Origin of the sequence: Methanocella conradii HZ254 (assembly GCF_000251105.1) — an archaeon.
Lineage (GTDB): Archaea > Halobacteriota > Methanocellia > Methanocellales > Methanocellaceae > Methanocella > Methanocella conradii.
Map to the genome: position 1 here is coordinate 1,354,594 of NC_017034.1, position 21,583 is coordinate 1,376,176.

Sequence of the window (21,583 nt, forward strand, 5' to 3'; positions counted from 1 at the left end):
CTATCTCTCATCATATCACCATCGAAATATTAAGTACGTCGAGCACCTTTTTCATGACTATCAAGAAAAAAATGATAACGCCGATCATTATCACGATGTTTACCCTGGAGCGCCAGGCCGGCCTTACCGTAAAAGGGCCGGACAGCTCCACTATTATTAAAAAGCCTATGAGGCATAGCACGAAGAAGTATTCATAGCTTGTGCTATTGAAAAGGGCCAGTAGCGTTAGCATGGCCATTACCCAGCCTCCGAATATGTATACTAATTTTTGGCTCTTCGTTAGCATGCATAAAAAAAGTATACACTAAAAGTATTTAGGCTTATGGCATTCATCACACATAAGTAAATATATTAATTTAATAAAAATATAATCTATAAGATTTATGGCAAATGATGGCGCATATGAATAGAGCATCCCAAGAACGTTTAATACACTTTTAAAAAAGAAAGGAGAGTTCGGCCTTAATTTTAGCCGAACAGCGCAGAGAGGCCCTCCATACCGGTGGCCTCTTCCTCTTCCTTCTTCTTCTCCTCTTCCTTGGGCTTGGCCTCAGCCGCCGCGGGTGCGCCCGCTGCCGGGGCTGCCGCCGGGGCCGCAGCCGGAGCCGCGGCAAACGCCGCCTTGCTTATGGCCTCGTCGATGTTGATGCCCTCGAGGGCAGCGACCAGCGCCTTCACGCGGGCCTCATTCACCTCGACGCCGGCCGCCTTAAGGACGGAGCTGACGCCGTTCTCATCCACAGGCTTTCCAGCCTTGTGTAACAGTAAAGCTGCGTATACGTATTCCATTTAAAACACCTCATGTTATCCTACTTTTGACTTTAATTCCTCATCTAGCGCATCGGCGTTCTTCGCCTTCGCCTGCTTTGCCACGGAGAGCATCTCTGCCTCCGCCTTTGAGAGGATCATGTCCATCACGTCTTTCTCGAAGATGGGCGCGTTAACGGCCAGCGCCTTGGACTCCATGACCGCCTTCTGGATGAGCGGCACGATGGTGTCCTTCGTTGCGATGCCCGCCTCCATGCTCAGGTTGAACGCATGGCCCGCGGCCTTTGTGAACATGTCCCTCAACCGGTCCTCATCAATCGATAGGTCAGATGGCACGTAAAGGGTGTGGCCCTCGACGACAGCCTTCAGGTTCAGGCCTATCTCCATGGGGAAGATCTCGAGCCTTCCGAGAAGCTCCGCCAGCTTTGGCGAGAACTTCTCTCCCTTCCTGATGACGACCTTATTTTCCTTGATGACGACCTTGCCGCCCTCGATGCCCGCGGGTATTCCCGCCTGCTGCATCTCGCCCACTATAGGGCCAGGCTTGAACGAGGTCGGGCCCTTGGTCACTGACACATCGGCAGTGGCGATGTCTCCGCCCTTCGCCGGGGCCTTCGTCTTGGTCGCCTCGAGAAGCTTGTACAGCTTGAAGGGATTAGCATTCGTATAGACCAGCACAATCTGGCCATCCACATACCTGGATAGCTCGCGGGCCTTCTCCTCCGCCGGCAGCGATTCCAGGGCTATCGTAGTCAGGGTATTCCTGACCATCTTCATCTTCACAGTGCCCCTCAGCTTTTGCCTCATCTTCTGCAAGGCATCGGCCGGGACTCCCCTGACGTCTACAATCCCCGTGACCTTGTGGGAGTGGACGTTATCCACTATCTCCTTGATGGCGTCCTTCTTCCACTGGGGGATATGCGTGCTGTGGTGTACCCGTTTAGCTTCGAGCATCACATCACCTTCACTGCCGGCCCCATAGTCGTCTTAACGTAGACGGAGCCGATGTTTTGCCTGCCCTTCTCCAGCTTGCCCTCTATGCGGGCCAGGATTGCGTCGATGTTCTCTGCGATCTGCTCGGGCGGCATGGTTTCCACCCCGATGGTCGCATGGAAAGTCCTCCTGTCCTTAGAGCGCACCTTTATGGCCTTCTTGAGCCTGGTGACCATCGCGGTCACGTCTGCCTGCGGCGGCAGCGGCGTCGGCATCTTGCCGCGCGGGCCAAGCACCTGGCCAAGCTTTTTACCAATTAAAGGCATATAAGCGGTTTCGGCTATGAAGAAGTTGACCTCTTTGGCGAGCTTCTTGGCCCGCACCTTGTCCGCGCCGAGCTTATCTATCTCCTCGGGCGGGAAGACATAGTCTGCGCCGGCCTTTTCTGCGTTGATGGCCACGTCGCCCTTGGCGAACACGGCTATCTTCACCGGCTTGCCCAGGCCATTCGGCAGGATGATCTCTTCGTCCACCCTGTTTTTGGGCTGGCTCAGGTCTATGTTCTTAAGGTTTATGGCAAGGTCAACGCTTTCGACGAAGTTCCGCTTCGGCTTTTCGGCCAACGCCTTTTTGACCGCTTCAACCGTTTCTTTTCTTGCCATTCAATCATTCCTCCGTAGTCCCCGACCAATCACGGTCTCCTACGACGGATAAAATAGTTAGAGAGTCCCCGCTAGTTTATCGTCGTATTTTCCCGCATTGATGTCTGCGTATATCTCTTTGGCTTTCTTGCCCTCTATTGTGACGCCCAATGATACGCATGTGCCTATGACTTCCTTCGCCGCGTTTTTCATGGTGTACGAGAGGAAGGCATTGCCTTTGCGCTTGACGATTTTTACAACCTGGTCCATTGTCAGGTTGCCCACGAAGTTCGCGTTGGGCGTGCCGGAGCCCTTTTCGGCCCCTATCTCGGCGAGGATTAACGCAGATGTCGGTGGCGTGCCAACTTCAACCGTGAAGTTCTTGTTGGCGTCGACTCTGATCTTGACCGGCACGGTCATCCCATTGTACTCGGCGGTCTTCTTGTTGATCTCGTCGACCACTTTTTTTATGTTGATTCCCAGGGGACCCAGCGATGGCCCTAGCGGTGGGCCGGGGTTCGCCTTGCCTCCGGGAACCAGTACTTCAACTACATCTGCCATGGTTCGCGTTCTCCTTGTTTAGAGAATGTAGGTGTCTTTAGGGTGTTTGGGGTATATAAATGTTAAGGTCAATAAATAGTATTGCTGGCATGTGATAAAGAGCCTATTGAAAATTTTGTTTCGAATCTTTTTGTTAGCAAATCTTTTCTCTATTTATCGTATAACCTGACTTTTTTTGCCAACCGGTTTTATCCATACGACCTAATATGACTAATTGTGTTCACCATGCAAGAGCCGCTCCCGAAGGAATATGAAGTCAAAAGGTTCGATCTGCCAGACATGTCACACAGAGAAATGGACGAGCTCCTCAAAAGCCAAATATTATGCCGAATATCGTTCCATGACGAGCCTTATCCCTATACGCTACCCATGGAGTATTATTATTTCGGGGATGTCATGTACTTCCACTTCACGACGACTGGCAAGAAGATGGAGCTTCTCAATAAAAACCCGAACGTGACCGTCGAGGTAGACTGGTGTAACGATACGATGACTGACTATAAGAGCGTCATACTGAAGGGCAGGCTGGTACCCGTCGACAACCCGGACGAGCGCAACACGATAAACGTGGCGATGGCCTCGGCCGTGCACGAGAGGGCGGGCATAAAAGCGCTCCTCAGGATACCATGGGGCAAAAAGGGCATCGACTACCTATCGGCTTCAAACATACCATTAAGGCTCCTCAAGCTCGACGTAAAAGAGATGACCGGCAAAAAGGCACACTAGCAAGACAAAACTCATATAACAAATAGCCTTAGACGGAAAATTTTATTTCGTGAAACCCAATTTCCACAAAATATTATCGAAAATCGTCAAATTTTTACTAATTTTCACATTTTATCGTAATCTTTATTATCGCTTATACTATAATAGATTTAGTAAAAAGCAGCATCTTCAAAAGGAGGCGCGAGATGAGCGAGGCTAAATCCGTAAACCATGTCATAGCCGGGAAACTTGTCGGATTTACGAAGCGCTGGAACCCCTTTTCGACGGAGGTCTTCGCCCGAGTAGAGGTGGATTCCAGGGTCCTGAACGTGCCCATCGATTATCGGCAGCAGAAGTTCATCCAGATGGAGCACCCAATAAATAGCCAGGTGTCTCTCATCTATAAGGATGGCAGGTGGCAGATAATCAGCCGCACATTATCAGTAGAACAAAGTAGTATGGGAGACGGCTGCACAGCCTTCTTGTGAGACCCATTATCTGGCAAAGATGAGGGGCATCAGTCCGCCTTTCAGCGTTTACTCTTTCCGTTAAGCATCAGGTAGGCGCCCCCAAGGATTGCCAGAAATGCGACACCCGTGGCGGCCATCATGGCCAGGTCCAGCCCTTTACTTTCGGTGGTAACCTTCTCATTTGTAATATCGTGGCTTATCTTCTCTGTCGGGGACGGGATCGTGCTAGCGGAGGCCTGGCTTCCCATCGGGCTTCCCTGTGGAGTGGCAGACTCCATGTGTATTGTAGTGTCGCCTGGAGCGGGAGTGACGTTTGTCGTCGCGGCAGCGGTGGGCGTAGGCGTCGGAGTTGGCGTCGGAGTCGGGGGCGCCGGCACTCCTAGGTATACTCTCGCGACCTCTTGCCCGCTCTGCCTCACGGTATACACTGCGGCGGGCAATCCTGAGGTGCTTATGCTGGCCGTATAACGGCCGTCTGGTCCCACATGCTGTGGCCCCGATGCCGTGACGGTCATGGTCACGCTGGACGCCCCGCTCGCCGGCGTGCCATACACGCGGATGCTGTACCTGCCCGCCGGCACATTATTTATCGAATATGAGCCGGCCGTCCCCGATACGCTTCCCTCCCTGGTCACCGCAGCGCCCAGCCAGGATGGGCCCCCTGATACGTACATGGTCTGGACTGGCGATACTAAAATCCTAAAGCTGTTCGAGCCTGATGGTATGCTCACGCCATTTAGGCTGCTGCTGTAGCTGCCTCCGCTTACCCCGATAGTCGTGCTGGCCGAGACCTCTAGCGTCACGTCTGAATTTGCAGGGCCTTCCCCCTTGTAGGTGATCGTATCGCCCGGTGAGCCGGATAGTATTTGCTGTGCCTGTGAAGAGCTAGCGATTGCTGCCATAAATGCCGCCAGTATAAGAAAGGCGAGCACCAGCCTAGAAATTGACATCACTCCCATAACATTTCAATCCCTTAATATACGACAAATAACATATTAATTATATAATTATATAATGATTCCAAATTTTTTGCGAAAATATGGGCCTTATAGTAAGCTAAAAAAGAGGCAATAAAGCCAATAATTTGTATATATTATCCACAATATATTAGTGTACGCAGCCATCAATGCTTATTTGGAGGGGAATCATGGAGAGGACGATTGCGATCATCTTCCTGGCGCTTGCCGTCGTCGCCTTGCCCACCGCCTCTTTCGCCTGTGACGCGTTCATAGGGGCGGGCATCAACCTTAATAAGCAGTTTGGCGATACCATTAACTTTAACCTGGGAAAGAACATCGGCATAGGGGACACCGCCTTTGGCCTGGCCGGATTGAATCTCGGCGTCACCTGGGGCGTAAACTATGACCTTAACGCTCTCGCCGGCTATCCGTATGGCTATGGTGGCCTTGGCTCCGTAACACAGGGTGACCTTGGCTATTTTCTGGACTTGACCGTGGATGCCGCTAATGGCGCTGGCTTTAATGGCGGTTCGTGGGGCGTACCACTCTTCGAGCAGGGCGTAACCACGACTCACTACGGTCAGCGCGTGGCTGAGCAGGCCCAGATCAATGACGTACAGGTGTTGTTGCCTTACACCGCAATGCTTATGGCATAACAGGTGCCTCTTAAACGCCATTTTTACCATAGAGGCCACGAAGGTATCATGTTTTTTTTACCACAGCGGTTCACAGAGGCCACAGATGATTCTTTTTATGTTTACCATAGAGGCCACGAGGGTATCATGTTTTTTTTACCACAGAGGTTCACAGCGGCCACAGAGGATTCTTTTTATTTTTACCATAGAGGCCACGATGATATCATGTTTTTTTACCACAGATGTTCACAGAGGCCACAGAGGATTCTTTTTATTTTTACCATAGAGGCCACAAAGAATACAAGAGGTAGCCACGGAGACCATCCTTTGAAAGCGGCCCTAGTAACCGCATAGTCATTAAATTAATCATTAATTACACTATAATGCAAATAAGTATAAATAATTTAATGCGCTCAATGACATGCATGAGTCAATCAACTAAGAAGGAACCTATACCCGAGCATGTTAACAAAATCACACAATCAGTACTCAACGCAGCGTATGAAGTACACACAGCAATCGGTCCAGGCCTACTCGAAAGCATATACGAGACATGCCTGGCCTACGAATTAAGGAACAGGGGCCACCTGGTAGAAAAACAGGTCAAACTACCCGTAATTTACAAAGGCATACAAATGGACGCAGGACTAAGAATGGATCTAATAGTAGACAACTGCATAATCATCGAGATAAAAGCGGTAGATGAACTATTACCACTACACGAAGCCCAAGTATTAACGTACCTAAAACTGACAGGTTACAGAATAGGATTATTGATAAACTTTAACTCATGTCATTTAAAAGATGGAATAAAAAGGATCGCTCACTAAAATAACTAGGATCGCTCACTAAAATAACTAAAAAGAATCCTCTGTGGCCTCTGTGAGCCTCTGTGGTAAAAAACATGATACCTTTGTGGCCTCTGTGGTGACATTTAAAAGATGGAATAAAAAGGATCGCTCACTAAAATAACTAAAAAGAATCCTCTGTGGCCTCTGTGAACCTCTGTGGTAAAAAAAACATGATACCTTCGTGGCCTCTATGGTAAAAATAAAAAGAATCCTCTGTGGCCTCTGTGAACCTCTGTGGTAAAAAAAACATGATACCTTCGTGGCCTCTATGGTAAAAATAAAAAGAATCCTCTGTGGCCTCTGTGAACCTCTGTGGTAAAAAAAACATGATACCTTCGTGGCCTCTATGGTAAAAATAAAAAGAATCCTCTGTGGCCTCTGTGAACCTCTGTGGTAAAAAAAACATGATACCTTCGTGGCCTCTATGGTAAAAATAAAAAGAATCCTCTGTGGCCTCTGTGAACCTCTGTGGTAAAAAAAACATGATACCTTCGTGGCCTCTATGGTAAAAATAAAAAGAATCCTCTGTGGCCTCTGTGAACCTCTGTGGTAAAAAACATGATACCTTTGTGGCCTCTGTGGTAAAACAAACATCACCATGCGTACTTTGTGGTGAAACCTTCGCCAAATCGTTTCGGCAAAATTAACACACCATATTCAGGCTTTATGAACCACTGGATAGAATGGCCTTTGCCCGCATATAGCGCTTAAGCCGATCCATGTTAACCATGGACGGGTCCTTGTAGCGCTTCAAGTCCAGGTTGTCGTTAAGGTCTGCCAGCTTGACCTTGACAGCGATGGGATTCTCTTTAACGCGTAAGATGAAGTCTTCGTAAGGCTCGCAGGTCTTGCGTGTCAGGCAGCCGAGGGCGTCCAGGACCTCTTTCGAGAACCCTAGCTTTTCGAGCATCGGGAGGTCTACGGGCGTGTCTTCTACGACGTCGTGGAGTATGGCCACGATTTTCTCGGTTTCTGTTTCTACGGATGACATTACCCTTATTGGGTGGAGTATATAGGGTGCTCCCGCCTTGTCTTTTTGCCCTGCGTGTGCGCAGGCGGCCAATGCTATTGCCTTTTCTAATGTTGACATGTCAGGGCCTCACCTACTGTATAGCTTATCGGAGGGGTGTAAGCACTAATCTTGCATACTTCTCCGGGGTTTGGCGCGTTTTCGAGGTTGTCGAGGTCTGTAGTTTCTATATCGATCGTACATGGTCTAGCCATATTATATCTCTCCTGGCGGTTGATGTACAATAATAGAAAGTTCGTGTTTATAAAATTTGTTGTGTGGTATATTTTTATCTTGTATTTTATCCTTTTATTTGTAATCGTTAAGCCTGCCATCCCTGCCCGGGCACCGATATTTATGGCAAAAACTGGGAGCGATGGGTGCCCTGGGCAGGGATGGGTTATAGCCCCCAATTGTACAGGCGCATTATTGAGGATATGCTGGTATGCGCATGCACAATAAATAAAGGTAGCTTATAGTATATAAAATTAACTCATGACATAATTTATTGTTATATTATACGGCTATATACTGTATCTACGGAGAGACGCTGCTAAAAAGATAAAAATTAAAATAATGTATCTAGTCCGCATATTTTCTACTTCGTATAATATACGACGTATACGCCTTTAATTATTGGATATTGTGTGAGAAAGTCCGTCTCCCCTTCGTAAACTCCATACAGGTCAATAATGTCTCCCTCGATAAGTTTAGCCCCATAGTCAAATGAGATAAATTGCGGGTTATAATTATTAGTATGGGCGCTTAGCGGAGTATCGCTCATCAGGTTCGGATTAATATTTACATCATACGAGTAATGATTGCCAACTTTAACGGCACTCACCACATTTCCATGTATCATTATTAACTTGCCCTTATAGTCATCAGTATTTCTCATGAAATCTTCCCAATCGACTTTTTGTGCATTTGCTTTGATCTGTTCCACATCCCACGTGCTATACAGGTCGTAGCCGCTTAATGGCTTTGGCGTGGCCGTAGGTTTAAGCGTCTCGGTTGGTTTAATTGTGGGTGCGCTTGTGGGATAGCTCACGACAGGAACGCTATTATCATTACTACTATTATCGGATGAGCCTATTATCCCAAACGTGAAGATTGCACAGCAACTTCCTCCAATCACGATTACTAGCAGGATTATGAAGACGCCTGCTATTCCGAGGATCGCGGTTTTAAGGAATTTTCCCTTCTTTTTTTCCGGCGTGGATGCCGGCATATCGCTACTTGCTTCCATAATGTTCCTCCATCAGTCGGCATATTATGCCTAATTTTCGTGAACTGTCATTTTCATCTCCGGACAGTTCGTACAAATTGTATTAATAGATACATGATATATAAAGTTATCTTATAACTTAAAAAATTGTTACATATTTAAAATAAATGGATATTGTCTCAATTTGAAGAAAAGCCATCACATTTTTATCTCCAGTACCTTATAAGATGTGTTGTATCTGTGGTTACTAGAGGCTTATCCAGAAAAATTAATATCACATCAATGATGTGATGGACATTGAATATGCAATTAACGCTATCAAATAAAAAAATAGTCAATGCAAAGCCTTTTCTGAAATGGGCTGGAGGTAAAACGCAATTACTCGAAGAGCTTGATAAACGGTTGCCTGAAAAGCTCATTGAAGAGGGCGCTATCGAAAACTATGTTGAGCCTTTCGTCGGTGGTGGCGCCTTGTTCTTCTACCTAAAAAAGAAATATGATGTAAAAAGCGCTTACTTGTTAGATATAAACCCTGAATTGATTGTTAGCTATATAGCAATAAAAAGAAATAATAAAAAGGTAATACAAATTTTAAAAGATATGGAAAACGAGTATCTTAGAAAGACAAATGACGAAAGAAGTGAATTTTATTATCAGGTCAGAAGATCATTTAATAAAGAAGGTAAAGAGTTCGATTTTAAGCGCTATAACGCTAAATGGCCAGATAGAGCAGCTAAACTAATTTTTTTGAATAAAACTTGCTACAACGGACTTTTTAGGCAAAATAGCAAAGGCGAATTTAATGTTCCATTTGGTAGATATAATAATCCGACAATATGCGATGAAAATAATATAATTGAGGTTAGTAAAGCGCTTGAAGATACATCAATTATGTGTGCAGACTTTGAAGAATCTTCTAAATATATTAAGAAAGGGACTTTAGTATATCTTGATCCACCTTATCGCCCATTAACTGCTACATCTAGTTTCACAAATTATGCAAAAGATGGATTTACTGATGACGAACAGATACGGCTAGCCAAATTCTTTAGAAGAATGGACGAAAAAGGTGCTTATCTAATTCTTAGTAACTCGGATCCTAAAAACGAAAATCCGGAAGATCAATTTTTTGATGAGCTATATAAAGAATATCATATTGACAGGGTAATGGCTAATAGAATGATAAATTGCCAGGCTGATAAAAGAGGTTATATACAAGAATTAATAATAACTAATTACTAATGGGTGATTGTTATTATAAATAGAATGAAAAATAATAGTAATATTTCATTGGCTCCAACCAACTTTGAACCCGAGTTCACTACACTGTGGTCTTTTCCAGTACGGGGCAATTGGGCAACGCATTCGCCTGATTATAGAGGTAACTTTGCACCGCAGATAGCTAGAAATCTAATTTTAAAATATTCCAAGGAAGGCGATACCGTTTTAGATCCAATGGCCGGCGGTGGTACAACACTAATTGAAGCAAAACTACTAAATAGAAAAGGCATTGGCTTTGATATTAACCCTAAAGCAGTTGATATAACAATAAAGAACCTTAGATTCGAGTGTAATTCAAATTACGAGCCGAAAGTAAAAGTAGGCGATGTTAGAAATTTAAAGGAAATCCCTGATAGTAGTATAGACTTAATTATAACTCATCCACCATATTTAAATATAATAAAATATTCGGATGGGAAGATAGAAGGCGACCTCTCTAATATATCCAGCTTAAAAAAATTTTGTGATGAATTAGAGTTAGGAATTAAAGAATTTTATAGAGTCCTTAAAGAAGACTCATATTGTGCAATTTTAATTGGAGATACCAGGAGAGCAAAACATTATGTGCCCTTATCCTATTATGTTATGGAAAGATTTCTAGATAATGGATTTGTCCTTAAAGAAGACATAATTAAAGCTCAGCATAACTGTGAGTCAACACCTTACTGGAAATCAAAGGCTGAAAAGCTAAATATTTATTTAATCATGCATGAGCACCATTTGTTTTTAGGAAGCCGAGTGAACATGAAAATTTAAGTAGACTAAGATATAGCAGAAAAATAAATTAATATTTTATTTATAAAATTTTAACTTTCTATATACCATAGTGATTTAAGGTTTACTTGGTATTTTCTACTTTTCTTATTTTCTTTATCCGTATATTGAGACCTTGGAGGTTGATACCTAGCCACGCTCATACACATATTGTCTATTTCCTTTGGATTGTCGATAAATTGTCGAACCCATCCTTGATAAAATAGGCTTTTGGGATCATAATTGCTATTCTGTGTATAATTTAATTCTTGCTCAATTAAAAATAATTGAGATAAGGAAGCTATTATCTTAATAGAATTAAGATAATACGGGAAATGCTCACTTTCTAGAGCTTTTATCTCTTCTATCGGATCATTGCCATAAAAAATATTATCAAAGGCTAATAATAACTTATTCTTTAAATCTGGCCTAGCTCTTACCCTTAAATTTAAGTCTATTAATACTCTAAGGTGGTTTGGCTTAAAATTTCGATAGTTATGGCTTAGCCAGATTTGAAAGTTTCTAGCTAAATCATAATCATTTTTCAAGGATTTTGGCATCTTAGAAGGACGTATTAAATATAATTCTGCGCCGTCATCGTCTTCACAAATAATAGTTTTATCGTCAAATTTAAGATTTTCAATTAATTTTATAACTTCATCTTTCCTCGTATTATAACACCAAAAAAAGTAAGTAGTTTTTTAATAATATAGCTATTGGTTATACTTCAATTTGATACTCTACTATTTTGATTACTTCACTTTCAATTTAAAGATAAGATAAAAATTCAAGAATTCTCTTTATACTAAAATGATACCTATATAAATGGTCTTGATTTATTTTCAGTCAGCTATTAGTTAACTATATTTACTATTAATAAGTATTAAAGTATTGTAGCATAAGAAATATCTAAATAAATAGTGAGGTATAAAATGGCGTTTATAAAAGTGATGAAAAATAGTAAAGGAAAGGAGTACTTCTTATGCACACTTAGCGTCAATAAGTGTGTGCTTAGCGAAAAAAATTGGAAGCGCGGCGATGAAGTTGACTTAATAACAAGTTATAGGTGGGCTGAAGGCATATATGGCCGAATTAGTGTAAGGCAATCAAGGACAAAGAAAGGAGAGTTTGAAGCTTATTTCCGCGAGGCAGGACCAGGAAAAATGCCAATAACTATAATAGCAAGCGGGAGCCTTAAAGAGGTTATACGAATAACAAATGAGAGATTTGGCCTTGAAAATTCTGTAGAATCATAATATGAATTAATTAAATAAAATTAAAAGATATTATAAATATTATAGTTTACTTTTAGTTAATCATTATGATCTCCTGAATTATAAGAAAAATAATATAAACCATGTATGAGCTTGAAATAAAAATAGTAAATCTGGTAATGTCGTCTAAAATGAAAAAGCAATTTTGACTTTATGCCATTTGAAAACACTATTCAAAAATAGGTTCTAATCTGTGCTAGCGTCTAGAGACTAAATGATGCTAAGAATTTTATCGAAGAAAAATTTTAATTAAAATTCCCACTTTATATTGTTTTATGATCTTTGAAGATAAATCCTTCTCCATCATCCTTGGCGACATCACCAAACAACGCGTTGACGCCATTGTGAATGCGGCCAATCCCACTTTGTTAGGTGGCGGCGAGCAATCGGTCCAGGCCTACTCGAAAGCATATACGAGACATGCCTGGCCTACGAATTAAGGAACAGGGGCCACCTGGTAGAAAAACAGGTCAAACTACCCGTAATTTACAAAGGCATACAAATGGACGCAGGACTAAGAATGGATCTAATAGTAGACAACTGCATAATCATCGAGATAAAAGCGGTAGATGAACTATTACCACTACACGAAGCCCAAGTATTAACGTACCTAAAACTGACAGGTTACAGAATAGGATTATTGATAAACTTTAACTCATGTCATTTAAAAGATGGAATAAAAAGGATCGCTCACTAAAATAACTAAAAAGAATCCTCTGTGGCCTCTGTGAACCTCTGTGGTAAAAAACATGATACCTTTGTGGCCTCTGTGGTAAAACAAACATCACCATGCGTACTTTGTGGTGAAACCTTCGCCAAATCGTTTCGGCAAAATTAACACACCATATTCAGGCTTTATGAACCACTGGATAGAATGGCCTTTGCCCGCATATAGCGCTTAAGCCGATCCATGTTAACCATGGACGGGTCCTTGTAGCGCTTCAAGTCCAGGTTGTCGTTAAGGTCTGCCAGCTTGACCTTGACAGCGATGGGATTCTCTTTAACGCGTAAGATGAAGTCTTCGTAAGGCTCGCAGGTCTTGCGTGTCAGGCAGCCGAGGGCGTCCAGGACCTCTTTCGAGAACCCTAGCTTTTCGAGCATCGGGAGGTCTACGGGCGTGTCTTCTACGACGTCGTGGAGTATGGCCACGATTTTCTCGGTTTCTGTTTCTACGGATGACATTACCCTTATTGGGTGGAGTATATAGGGTGCTCCCGCCTTGTCTTTTTGCCCTGCGTGTGCGCAGGCGGCCAATGCTATTGCCTTTTCTAATGTTGACATGTCAGGGCCTCACCTACTGTATAGCTTATCGGAGGGGTGTAAGCACTAATCTTGCATACTTCTCCGGGGTTTGGCGCGTTTTCGAGGTTGTCGAGGTCTGTAGTTTCTATATCGATCGTACATGGTCTAGCCATATTATATCTCTCCTGGCGGTTGATGTACAATAATAGAAAGTTCGTGTTTATAAAATTTGTTGTGTGGTATATTTTTATCTTGTATTTTATCCTTTTATTTGTAATCGTTAAGCCTGCCATCCCTGCCCGGGCACCGATATTTATGGCAAAAACTGGGAGCGATGGGTGCCCTGGGCAGGGATGGGTTATAGCCCCCAATTGTACAGGCGCATTATTGAGGATATGCTGGTATGCGCATGCACAATAAATAAAGGTAGCTTATAGTATATAAAATTAACTCATGACATAATTTATTGTTATATTATACGGCTATATACTGTATCTACGGAGAGACGCTGCTAAAAAGATAAAAATTAAAATAATGTATCTAGTCCGCATATTTTCTACTTCGTATAATATACGACGTATACGCCTTTAATTATTGGATATTGTGTGAGAAAGTCCGTCTCCCCTTCGTAAACTCCATACAGGTCAATAATGTCTCCCTCGATAAGTTTAGCCCCATAGTCAAATGAGATAAATTGCGGGTTATAATTATTAGTATGGGCGCTTAGCGGAGTATCGCTCATCAGGTTCGGATTAATATTTACATCATACGAGTAATGATTGCCAACTTTAACGGCACTCACCACATTTCCATGTATCATTATTAACTTGCCCTTATAGTCATCAGTATTTCTCATGAAATCTTCCCAATCGACTTTTTGTGCATTTGCTTTGATCTGTTCCACATCCCACGTGCTATACAGGTCGTAGCCGCTTAATGGCTTTGGCGTGGCCGTAGGTTTAAGCGTCTCGGTTGGTTTAATTGTGGGTGCGCTTGTGGGATAGCTCACGACAGGAACGCTATTATCATTACTACTATTATCGGATGAGCCTATTATCCCAAACGTGAAGATTGCACAGCAACTTCCTCCAATCACGATTACTAGCAGGATTATGAAGACGCCTGCTATTCCGAGGATCGCGGTTTTAAGGAATTTTCCCTTCTTTTTTTCCGGCGTGGATGCCGGCATATCGCTACTTGCTTCCATAATGTTCCTCCATCAGTCGGCATATTATGCCTAATTTTCGTGAACTGTCATTTTCATCTCCGGACAGTTCGTACAAATTGTATTAATAGATACATGATATATAAAGTTATCTTATAACTTAAAAAATTGTTACATATTTAAAATAAATGGATATTGTCTCAATTTGAAGAAAAGCCATCACATTTTTATCTCCAGTACCTTATAAGATGTGTTGTATCTGTGGTTACTAGAGGCTTATCCAGAAAAATTAATATCACATCAATGATGTGATGGACATTGAATATGCAATTAACGCTATCAAATAAAAAAATAGTCAATGCAAAGCCTTTTCTGAAATGGGCTGGAGGTAAAACGCAATTACTCGAAGAGCTTGATAAACGGTTGCCTGAAAAGCTCATTGAAGAGGGCGCTATCGAAAACTATGTTGAGCCTTTCGTCGGTGGTGGCGCCTTGTTCTTCTACCTAAAAAAGAAATATGATGTAAAAAGCGCTTACTTGTTAGATATAAACCCTGAATTGATTGTTAGCTATATAGCAATAAAAAGAAATAATAAAAAGGTAATACAAATTTTAAAAGATATGGAAAACGAGTATCTTAGAAAGACAAATGACGAAAGAAGTGAATTTTATTATCAGGTCAGAAGATCATTTAATAAAGAAGGTAAAGAGTTCGATTTTAAGCGCTATAACGCTAAATGGCCAGATAGAGCAGCTAAACTAATTTTTTTGAATAAAACTTGCTACAACGGACTTTTTAGGCAAAATAGCAAAGGCGAATTTAATGTTCCATTTGGTAGATATAATAATCCGACAATATGCGATGAAAATAATATAATTGAGGTTAGTAAAGCGCTTGAAGATACATCAATTATGTGTGCAGACTTTGAAGAATCTTCTAAATATATTAAGAAAGGGACTTTAGTATATCTTGATCCACCTTATCGCCCATTAACTGCTACATCTAGTTTCACAAATTATGCAAAAGATGGATTTACTGATGACGAACAGATACGGCTAGCCAAATTCTTTAGAAGAATGGACGAAAAAGGTGCTTATCTAATTCTTAGTAACTCGGATCCTAAAAACGAAAATCCGGAAGATCAATTTTTTGATGAGCTATATAAAGAATATCATATTGACAGGGTAATGGCTAATAGAATGATAAATTGCCAGGCTGATAAAAGAGGTTATATACAAGAATTAATAATAACTAATTACTAATGGGTGATTGTTATTATAAATAGAATGAAAAATAATAGTAATATTTCATTGGCTCCAACCAACTTTGAACCCGAGTTCACTACACTGTGGTCTTTTCCAGTACGGGGCAATTGGGCAACGCATTCGCCTGATTATAGAGGTAACTTTGCACCGCAGATAGCTAGAAATCTAATTTTAAAATATTCCAAGGAAGGCGATACCGTTTTAGATCCAATGGCCGGCGGTGGTACAACACTAATTGAAGCAAAACTACTAAATAGAAAAGGCATTGGCTTTGATATTAACCCTAAAGCAGTTGATATAACAATAAAGAACCTTAGATTCGAGTGTAATTCAAATTACGAGCCGAAAGTAAAAGTAGGCGATGTTAGAAATTTAAAGGAAATCCCTGATAGTAGTATAGACTTAATTATAACTCATCCACCATATTTAAATATAATAAAATATTCGGATGGGAAGATAGAAGGCGACCTCTCTAATATATCCAGCTTAAAAAAATTTTGTGATGAATTAGAGTTAGGAATTAAAGAATTTTATAGAGTCCTTAAAGAAGACTCATATTGTGCAATTTTAATTGGAGATACCAGGAGAGCAAAACATTATGTGCCCTTATCCTATTATGTTATGGAAAGATTTCTAGATAATGGATTTGTCCTTAAAGAAGACATAATTAAAGCTCAGCATAACTGTGAGTCAACACCTTACTGGAAATCAAAGGCTGAAAAGCTAAATATTTATTTAATCATGCATGAGCACCTATTTGTTTTTAGGAAGCCGAGTGAACATGAAAATTTAAGTAGACTAAGATATAGCAGAAAAATAAATTAATATTTTATTTATAAAATTTTAACTTTCTATATACCATAGTGATTTAAGGTTTACTTGGTATTTTCTACTTTTCTTATTTTCTTTATCCGTATATTGAGACCTTGGAGGTTGATACCTAGCCACGCTCATACACATATTGTCTATTTCCTTTGGATTGTCGATAAATTGTCGAACCCATCCTTGATAAAATAGGCTTTTGGGATCATAATTGCTATTCTGTGTATAATTTAATTCTTGCTCAATTAAAAATAATTGAGATAAGGAAGCTATTATCTTAATAGAATTAAGATAATACGGGAAATGCTCACTTTCTAGAGCTTTTATCTCTTCTATCGGATCATTGCCATAAAAAATATTATCAAAGGCTAATAATAACTTATTCTTTAAATCTGGCCTAGCTCTTACCCTTAAATTTAAGTCTATTAATACTCTAAGGTGGTTTGGCTTAAAATTTCGATAGTTATGGCTTAGCCAGATTTGAAAGTTTCTAGCTAAATCATAATCATTTTTCAAGGATTTTGGCATCTTAGAAGGACGTATTAAATATAATTCTGCGCCGTCATCGTCTTCACAAATAATAGTTTTATCGTCAAATTTAAGATTTTCAATTAATTTTATAACTTCATCTTTCCTCGTATTATAACACCAAAAAAAGTAAGTAGTTTTTTAATAATATAGCTATTGGTTATACTTCAATTTGATACTCTACTATTTTGATTACTTCACTTTCAATTTAAAGATAAGATAAAAATTCAAGAATTCTCTTTATACTAAAATGATACCTATATAAATGGTCTTGATTTATTTTCAGTCAGCTATTAGTTAACTATATTTACTATTAATAAGTATTAAAGTATTGTAGCATAAGAAATATCTAAATAAATAGTGAGGTATAAAATGGCGTTTATAAAAGTGATGAAAAATAGTAAAGGAAAGGAGTACTTCTTATGCACACTTAGCGTCAATAAGTGTGTGCTTAGCGAAAAAAATTGGAAGCGCGGCGATGAAGTTGACTTAATAACAAGTTATAGGTGGGCTGAAGGCATATATGGCCGAATTAGTGTAAGGCAATCAAGGACAAAGAAAGGAGAGTTTGAAGCTTATTTCCGCGAGGCAGGACCAGGAAAAATGCCAATAACTATAATAGCAAGCGGGAGCCTTAAAGAGGTTATACGAATAACAAATGAGAGATTTGGCCTTGAAAATTCTGTAGAATCATAATATGAATTAATTAAATAAAATTAAAAGATATTATAAATATTATAGTTTACTTTTAGTTAATCATTATGATCTCCTGAATTATAAGAAAAATAATATAAACCATGTATGAGCTTGAAATAAAAATAGTAAATCTGGTAATGTCGTCTAAAATGAAAAAGCAATTTTGACTTTATGCCATTTGAAAACACTATTCAAAAATAGGTTCTAATCTGTGCTAGCGTCTAGAGACTAAATGATGCTAAGAATTTTATCGAAGAAAAATTTTAATTAAAATTCCCACTTTATATTGTTTTATGATCTTTGAAGATAAATCCTTCTCCATCATCCTTGGCGACATCACCAAACAACGCGTTGACGCCATTGTGAATGCGGCCAATCCCACTTTGTTAGGTGGCGGCGGCGTTGACGGCGCGATACACGCTGCAGCGGGGCCTGGCCTGCTAGAAGAATGCAGAAAGCTCAAAGGATGCCAGACGGGCCAGGCAAAGCTCACAAGAGGCTACAACCTACCGGCAAAATACGTCATCCACACAGTCGGGCCCATATGGAAGGGCGGCAAAAGCGGCGAGCAAGAGCTGCTCGCGTCATGCTATCGAGAATGCTTCAGGCTGGCAGAGCAAAACGGCATACGCTCAATAGCGTTCCCCTCCATCAGCACAGGCGCCTACGGGTACCCCGTAGAAAAGGCGGCGCCAATCGCAATCAAAGAAATCATCACAGGGCTCAAGACAACAGCCGTCAACAAGGCCATAATGGTCTGCTTCAACAATAGCACATATAACGCATACATGTCAGCATACAAAAACGGTCCCTGGCATTAAGGGAAATAGGACCAACCCTATGAATATAAGATATCAGCAACACAGATAATTCCACAATGCTGGATTAAGGACAACGGGGGCCAAGAGGCGAGAATCCCCGCCATTTCGATGGCGGGAGGAAGCTGCCTAGATGGCTTTAGCTTTATTATGTAGTACAATATGGTACCATATTGTACCATGAATGATACAATAAAGATAATCCTTTATTCGTGGATGGACAGAAAAATCCCTGACATAGTTCCAAGGAAAGTGACACTGAAGGGCTACATTGATTCGACTCCAGGAAAGATACTGGTCATAACGGGATTCCGCAGATGCGGAAAGACTACATCGCACTCGATGAGATAAAGAGGCTACTAGAAAGCAAAAGCAGGAAAAAGGTAATCTACATAAATTTCGAGGATGAGCGGATACCACGAGACGAAATCCAGGACATGCCAGACTGGAGCAGGTGGCTCAGGAGGACGTATGACAGCTATGACATGCAAATAATCGTGACAGGCTCGAGCTCTAAGGTCTCCAGCAGCGAGATCCCCACCGAGCTTAGAGGCAGGTGCCTCGAGATAAGGGTATACCCGCTTTCCTTCAAGGAGTATCTTTCTTTTAAAGGGATACAGATAGACGTAAAAGCCGCCCAGTACTCAGAAAATGAGAGGGCGAAAACCGCGAGAGCCCTGGATGACTACCTGTATTATGGAGGGATGCCGGAGGTAGTCCTCGCCCCCGAAGAAAAAAAGATCGAGATACTCCAGCAATATTATAATACTGTCGTGTCAAAGGATATTTCCGAGCGCTTCAGGGTGAGGAACGATGAGGCCCTGAGAGCCTTGCTCCGCCTGCTAATAAACTCTACTCAATACTCGATAAGCAAGATGTACAATACCATGAAAAGCATGGGGTACGTGGTTGGAAAGACCAGCCTTGCGAACTATATTGGCTATATCGAGTCTTCCTATTTCCTGATAAGCATCCCCGTCCTTTCCCCGAAAATCAAGGAGCAGATGCAGTGCCCCAGGAAGGCGTACCTGATCGATAACGGCTTTATAAGCGCATTGTCCACGAGGTTTTCCAGGAATATGGGGAGACTATACGAGAACGCCGTAGCGCTCGAGCTCCTGAGAAGGTCCGGCCACGATACAGAGACATTTTACCGGAAGGATAGGTTTGGCAAGGAGGTGGATTTCGTCGTAAGGAGAGGTGATGTGGTTAGTGAGTTGATTCAGGTGTGCTATGATGTCGAGCACCCCGATACCAGGTTGAGGGAGGTGAACGCCCTGGCACGTGCCTCTGAAGAGCTGAAATGCGATGATATGAAGGTGATTACAAGTAGCTATGAGGGGGAAGAGCAAGTGAAGGGTAAGATTATAAGGTTCGTTCCGCTATGGAAATACCTGCTTGAATGAAAAGGCTTGAAGACTAAGAAGGCGAAGACAAAGTAAGCTTGTCCAGGATGCTTTTACTTCGGTTGCTTAGAGACCTTGACTTCCAAAAACTTAGAGACCTTAAATTTAAAAAATCCTTCGTGTGCTCGTGGCTTAGTGCGCTTTGTGTGAAATGCTTCGTGTCCTTAATGGCCTTTATAGTGTCTTCTTAAACTTTGAGGTCGTGGTATTACAAAGGTTTATTTAGGGTTGGCTATATATTTTTTTATATAATGTTTTGCGTTGAGAAGTATTATCGTGAGACCCTATATCGTAATTCCATTGCCATCATGCTAAACACGGTTGCTGGCTCGTTTTTCGGGCTCCTCTTCTGGATAGTGGCGGCGCGCACGATGCCCTCCAGGGATATTGGGCTGGCGACGGCCGTGATATCGGCAAGCACGCTCATCGTGACTTTATCAAGGCTCGGGATGGACTCGGGGCTAATCAGGTTTTTGCCCACATCCAATGATAAGGATGGGTTTTATAGTTCTACTCTGATTATTACGCTTATCGCCTCAATTCTTTTAACGATCACCTTTCTTATCGGCCTGGATTGGTTCTCTCCTTCTTTGTCTTTCATAAGGGAGGGCTTATTCCCTCTTATCATAATCATTTTTATCGCTCTAATGTCTCTCAATGGTATACAATATACGACGTTCATAGCTTTGAGGAGGGGCGGGATTTCTTTCATAAATAACTTACTATTGGGGCTACGGATACCGGCATTATATTTCCTCGCTTTTTTGGGATTGCTAGGAATATTCTCAGCATTCGAAGTAGCATATCTTATAACGTTTATTTTTGGCGTTTACATGATAAGTCGCCTTGGGGTGAAGTTCAAGTTCAAGCTTAGCGTGGATTCGACAAAGGAGTCCTTTTTGTTCTCGCTTGGCAATTACACGGCCGGAATATTCTCGATGATAGCCATTACAATAATACCGATACTAATAGTGAACTTGATCGGGGCGGAGAACTGCGCCTACTTCTACGTGGCATACTCGGTCTCAAGCTTACTGTTCATGATACCGGGCGCGACCTCCACGTCATTGTTCGTCGAAGGCTCCCACGATTTTCCGCTAAAAGAAAATGTGTTGAAGTCGCTAAAATTTTGCACGATATTGCTAATGCCTTCAATAATCATAATATTTTTATTCGGGGATAAAATATTGCTGCTCTTTAGTACAGAGTTCTCGGAACAATCATTCGAATTGCTCAAGCTACTGGCAATATCAAGCCTGTTCTCGACCATAGTTTCTGTTTATACGACAATTAAAAGGATACAAAAAGAAATCGGAATAATAAATTATATAAATATTATATCAAGTGTAATGCTAATTTCAGCTGGATCTATTTTAATGTTAAAATACGGGTTGATAGGCATTGGGTATGCATGGATAATAAGTAATATGATTGTTAGCATAGGCATATTGATTTTAATGATCAAAAAAGAAAAATGGTTTGATGGATTAAAACAATGTATAAGGTCAAAGGATAACAAAAAAATTATAAGAACTAAATCTTTATAATAGTTTATATTTATTGTTGGATGGG

Annotated in this window: 25 protein-coding genes and 2 pseudogenes; 15 read left to right on the forward strand and 12 right to left on the reverse strand. The window is 41.5% G+C overall.

Annotation, left to right across the window (positions count from 1 at the left end):
- Positions 1-10 precede the first annotated feature (10 nt).
- The 5 genes from MTC_RS07060 to MTC_RS07080 all read right to left on the reverse strand — a co-directional run bounded on the left by MTC_RS07060 (position 11) and on the right by MTC_RS07080 (position 2,903).
- Positions 11-286, reverse strand: a complete 276-nt coding sequence (locus tag MTC_RS07060; RefSeq protein WP_048189135.1) for a hypothetical protein — start codon at positions 284-286, stop codon at positions 11-13.
- Between the two features lie 182 nt (positions 287-468).
- Positions 469-789 (reverse strand): 50S ribosomal protein P1, encoded by a 321-nt coding sequence (rpl12p, locus tag MTC_RS07065; protein ID WP_014406010.1) that lies wholly within the window; start codon positions 787-789, stop codon positions 469-471.
- A 15-nt stretch (positions 790-804) separates the two neighbouring features.
- Entirely contained in the window at positions 805-1,722 is a 918-nt protein-coding gene (locus MTC_RS07070; RefSeq protein ID WP_014406011.1) for a 50S ribosomal protein L10, read from the reverse strand.
- Positions 1,722-2,363: a 50S ribosomal protein L1 gene (locus MTC_RS07075; protein ID WP_014406012.1), complete on the reverse strand. Its 642-nt coding sequence runs from the start codon at positions 2,361-2,363 to the stop codon at positions 1,722-1,724. The genes MTC_RS07070 and MTC_RS07075 overlap by 1 nt, the downstream gene beginning before the upstream one ends.
- 57 nt (positions 2,364-2,420) lie before the next feature.
- Positions 2,421-2,903 carry a 50S ribosomal protein L11 gene (locus MTC_RS07080; RefSeq protein WP_014406013.1) on the reverse strand — a complete coding sequence of 161 codons (483 nt, stop codon included), beginning with the start codon at positions 2,901-2,903 and terminating at the stop codon, positions 2,421-2,423.
- A 279-nt stretch (positions 2,904-3,182) separates the two neighbouring features.
- Here MTC_RS07080 and MTC_RS07085 point away from each other — a divergent pair, with 279 nt between their 5' ends.
- The gene (locus MTC_RS07085) at positions 3,183-3,629 is read left to right on the forward strand and encodes a pyridoxamine 5'-phosphate oxidase family protein (protein WP_237705874.1); all 447 of its coding nucleotides are present in this window, start codon (positions 3,183-3,185) and stop codon (positions 3,627-3,629) included.
- Positions 3,630-3,814: 185 nt separating this feature from the next.
- A complete protein-coding gene (locus tag MTC_RS07090) occupies positions 3,815-4,096 on the forward strand; it encodes a hypothetical protein (RefSeq protein WP_014406015.1) in 282 nt (93 codons plus the stop codon).
- A 41-nt stretch (positions 4,097-4,137) separates the two neighbouring features.
- Here MTC_RS07090 and MTC_RS07095 read toward each other — a convergent pair whose 3' ends face one another.
- Positions 4,138-5,037 (reverse strand): hypothetical protein, encoded by a 900-nt coding sequence (locus MTC_RS07095; protein WP_014406016.1) that lies wholly within the window; start codon positions 5,035-5,037, stop codon positions 4,138-4,140.
- Positions 5,038-5,225: 188 nt separating this feature from the next.
- Between MTC_RS07095 and MTC_RS07100 the strand changes: the two genes are divergently transcribed.
- Both MTC_RS07100 and MTC_RS07110 read left to right on the forward strand, forming a co-directional pair.
- Complete coding sequence (locus MTC_RS07100) at positions 5,226-5,693, forward strand: hypothetical protein (protein WP_014406017.1); 468 nt, start codon at positions 5,226-5,228, stop codon at positions 5,691-5,693.
- A gap of 404 nt (positions 5,694-6,097) precedes the next feature.
- Entirely contained in the window at positions 6,098-6,502 is a 405-nt protein-coding gene (locus tag MTC_RS07110) for a GxxExxY protein (protein ID WP_014406019.1), read from the forward strand.
- A 685-nt stretch (positions 6,503-7,187) separates the two neighbouring features.
- Here the strand turns inward: MTC_RS07110 and MTC_RS07120 are convergent.
- A complete protein-coding gene (locus tag MTC_RS07120) occupies positions 7,188-7,613 on the reverse strand; it encodes a hypothetical protein (protein WP_014406021.1) in 426 nt (141 codons plus the stop codon).
- A gap of 517 nt (positions 7,614-8,130) precedes the next feature.
- Positions 8,131-8,781: a hypothetical protein gene (locus tag MTC_RS07130; protein ID WP_014406023.1), complete on the reverse strand. Its 651-nt coding sequence runs from the start codon at positions 8,779-8,781 to the stop codon at positions 8,131-8,133.
- Between the two features lie 282 nt (positions 8,782-9,063).
- Between MTC_RS07130 and MTC_RS07135 the strand changes: the two genes are divergently transcribed.
- Positions 9,064-10,002, forward strand: coding sequence for a DNA adenine methylase (locus MTC_RS07135; RefSeq protein WP_014406024.1), 939 nt, complete (start codon positions 9,064-9,066; stop codon positions 10,000-10,002).
- 24 nt (positions 10,003-10,026) lie between these two features.
- Positions 10,027-10,829, forward strand: a pseudogene (locus MTC_RS07140) (TRM11 family SAM-dependent methyltransferase).
- A gap of 18 nt (positions 10,830-10,847) precedes the next feature.
- Here the strand turns inward: MTC_RS07140 and MTC_RS07145 are convergent.
- Positions 10,848-11,342 carry a hypothetical protein gene (locus MTC_RS07145; RefSeq protein ID WP_237705875.1) on the reverse strand — a complete coding sequence of 165 codons (495 nt, stop codon included), beginning with the start codon at positions 11,340-11,342 and terminating at the stop codon, positions 10,848-10,850.
- A 384-nt stretch (positions 11,343-11,726) separates the two neighbouring features.
- Between MTC_RS07145 and MTC_RS07150 the strand changes: the two genes are divergently transcribed.
- The 3 genes and pseudogenes from MTC_RS07150 to MTC_RS07155 all read left to right on the forward strand — a co-directional run bounded on the left by MTC_RS07150 (position 11,727) and on the right by MTC_RS07155 (position 12,765).
- On the forward strand, positions 11,727-12,050 hold the full coding sequence (locus MTC_RS07150) for a hypothetical protein (protein WP_014406027.1): 324 nt from the start codon (positions 11,727-11,729) through the stop codon (positions 12,048-12,050).
- A gap of 293 nt (positions 12,051-12,343) precedes the next feature.
- Positions 12,344-12,448: pseudogene (locus MTC_RS13805) on the forward strand (RNase III inhibitor); the annotation flags it as partial.
- Positions 12,449-12,453: 5 nt separating this feature from the next.
- Positions 12,454-12,765, forward strand: coding sequence for a GxxExxY protein (locus tag MTC_RS07155; RefSeq protein ID WP_048189147.1), 312 nt, complete (start codon positions 12,454-12,456; stop codon positions 12,763-12,765).
- Positions 12,766-12,923: 158 nt separating this feature from the next.
- Here MTC_RS07155 and MTC_RS07160 read toward each other — a convergent pair whose 3' ends face one another.
- Positions 12,924-13,349 carry a hypothetical protein gene (locus MTC_RS07160; protein WP_014406021.1) on the reverse strand — a complete coding sequence of 142 codons (426 nt, stop codon included), beginning with the start codon at positions 13,347-13,349 and terminating at the stop codon, positions 12,924-12,926.
- Between the two features lie 517 nt (positions 13,350-13,866).
- Positions 13,867-14,517 carry a hypothetical protein gene (locus MTC_RS07170; RefSeq protein ID WP_014406023.1) on the reverse strand — a complete coding sequence of 217 codons (651 nt, stop codon included), beginning with the start codon at positions 14,515-14,517 and terminating at the stop codon, positions 13,867-13,869.
- Positions 14,518-14,799: 282 nt separating this feature from the next.
- Between MTC_RS07170 and MTC_RS07175 the strand changes: the two genes are divergently transcribed.
- Positions 14,800-15,738 carry a DNA adenine methylase gene (locus MTC_RS07175; RefSeq protein ID WP_014406024.1) on the forward strand — a complete coding sequence of 313 codons (939 nt, stop codon included), beginning with the start codon at positions 14,800-14,802 and terminating at the stop codon, positions 15,736-15,738.
- Positions 15,739-15,762: 24 nt separating this feature from the next.
- On the forward strand, positions 15,763-16,566 hold the full coding sequence (locus MTC_RS07180; protein ID WP_014406028.1) for a TRM11 family SAM-dependent methyltransferase: 804 nt from the start codon (positions 15,763-15,765) through the stop codon (positions 16,564-16,566).
- An 18-nt stretch (positions 16,567-16,584) separates the two neighbouring features.
- On the opposite strand, the gene MTC_RS07185 is transcribed toward MTC_RS07180, so the two are convergent.
- Positions 16,585-17,079, reverse strand: coding sequence for a hypothetical protein (locus MTC_RS07185; protein ID WP_237705875.1), 495 nt, complete (start codon positions 17,077-17,079; stop codon positions 16,585-16,587).
- A 384-nt stretch (positions 17,080-17,463) separates the two neighbouring features.
- On the opposite strand from MTC_RS07185, the gene MTC_RS07190 reads away from it, so the two are divergent.
- The 4 genes from MTC_RS07190 (at position 17,464) to MTC_RS07205 (ending at position 21,558) form a co-directional block, all read left to right on the forward strand.
- Positions 17,464-17,787 (forward strand): hypothetical protein, encoded by a 324-nt coding sequence (locus MTC_RS07190; RefSeq protein WP_014406027.1) that lies wholly within the window; start codon positions 17,464-17,466, stop codon positions 17,785-17,787.
- 293 nt (positions 17,788-18,080) lie between these two features.
- Positions 18,081-18,608 (forward strand): O-acetyl-ADP-ribose deacetylase, encoded by a 528-nt coding sequence (locus MTC_RS07195; protein WP_014406029.1) that lies wholly within the window; start codon positions 18,081-18,083, stop codon positions 18,606-18,608.
- Positions 18,609-18,922: 314 nt separating this feature from the next.
- Positions 18,923-20,011 (forward strand): ATP-binding protein, encoded by a 1,089-nt coding sequence (locus tag MTC_RS07200; protein WP_014406031.1) that lies wholly within the window; start codon positions 18,923-18,925, stop codon positions 20,009-20,011.
- Positions 20,012-20,262: 251 nt separating this feature from the next.
- A complete protein-coding gene (locus MTC_RS07205; RefSeq protein WP_014406032.1) occupies positions 20,263-21,558 on the forward strand; it encodes a lipopolysaccharide biosynthesis protein in 1,296 nt (431 codons plus the stop codon).
- Positions 21,559-21,583 lie beyond the last annotated feature (25 nt).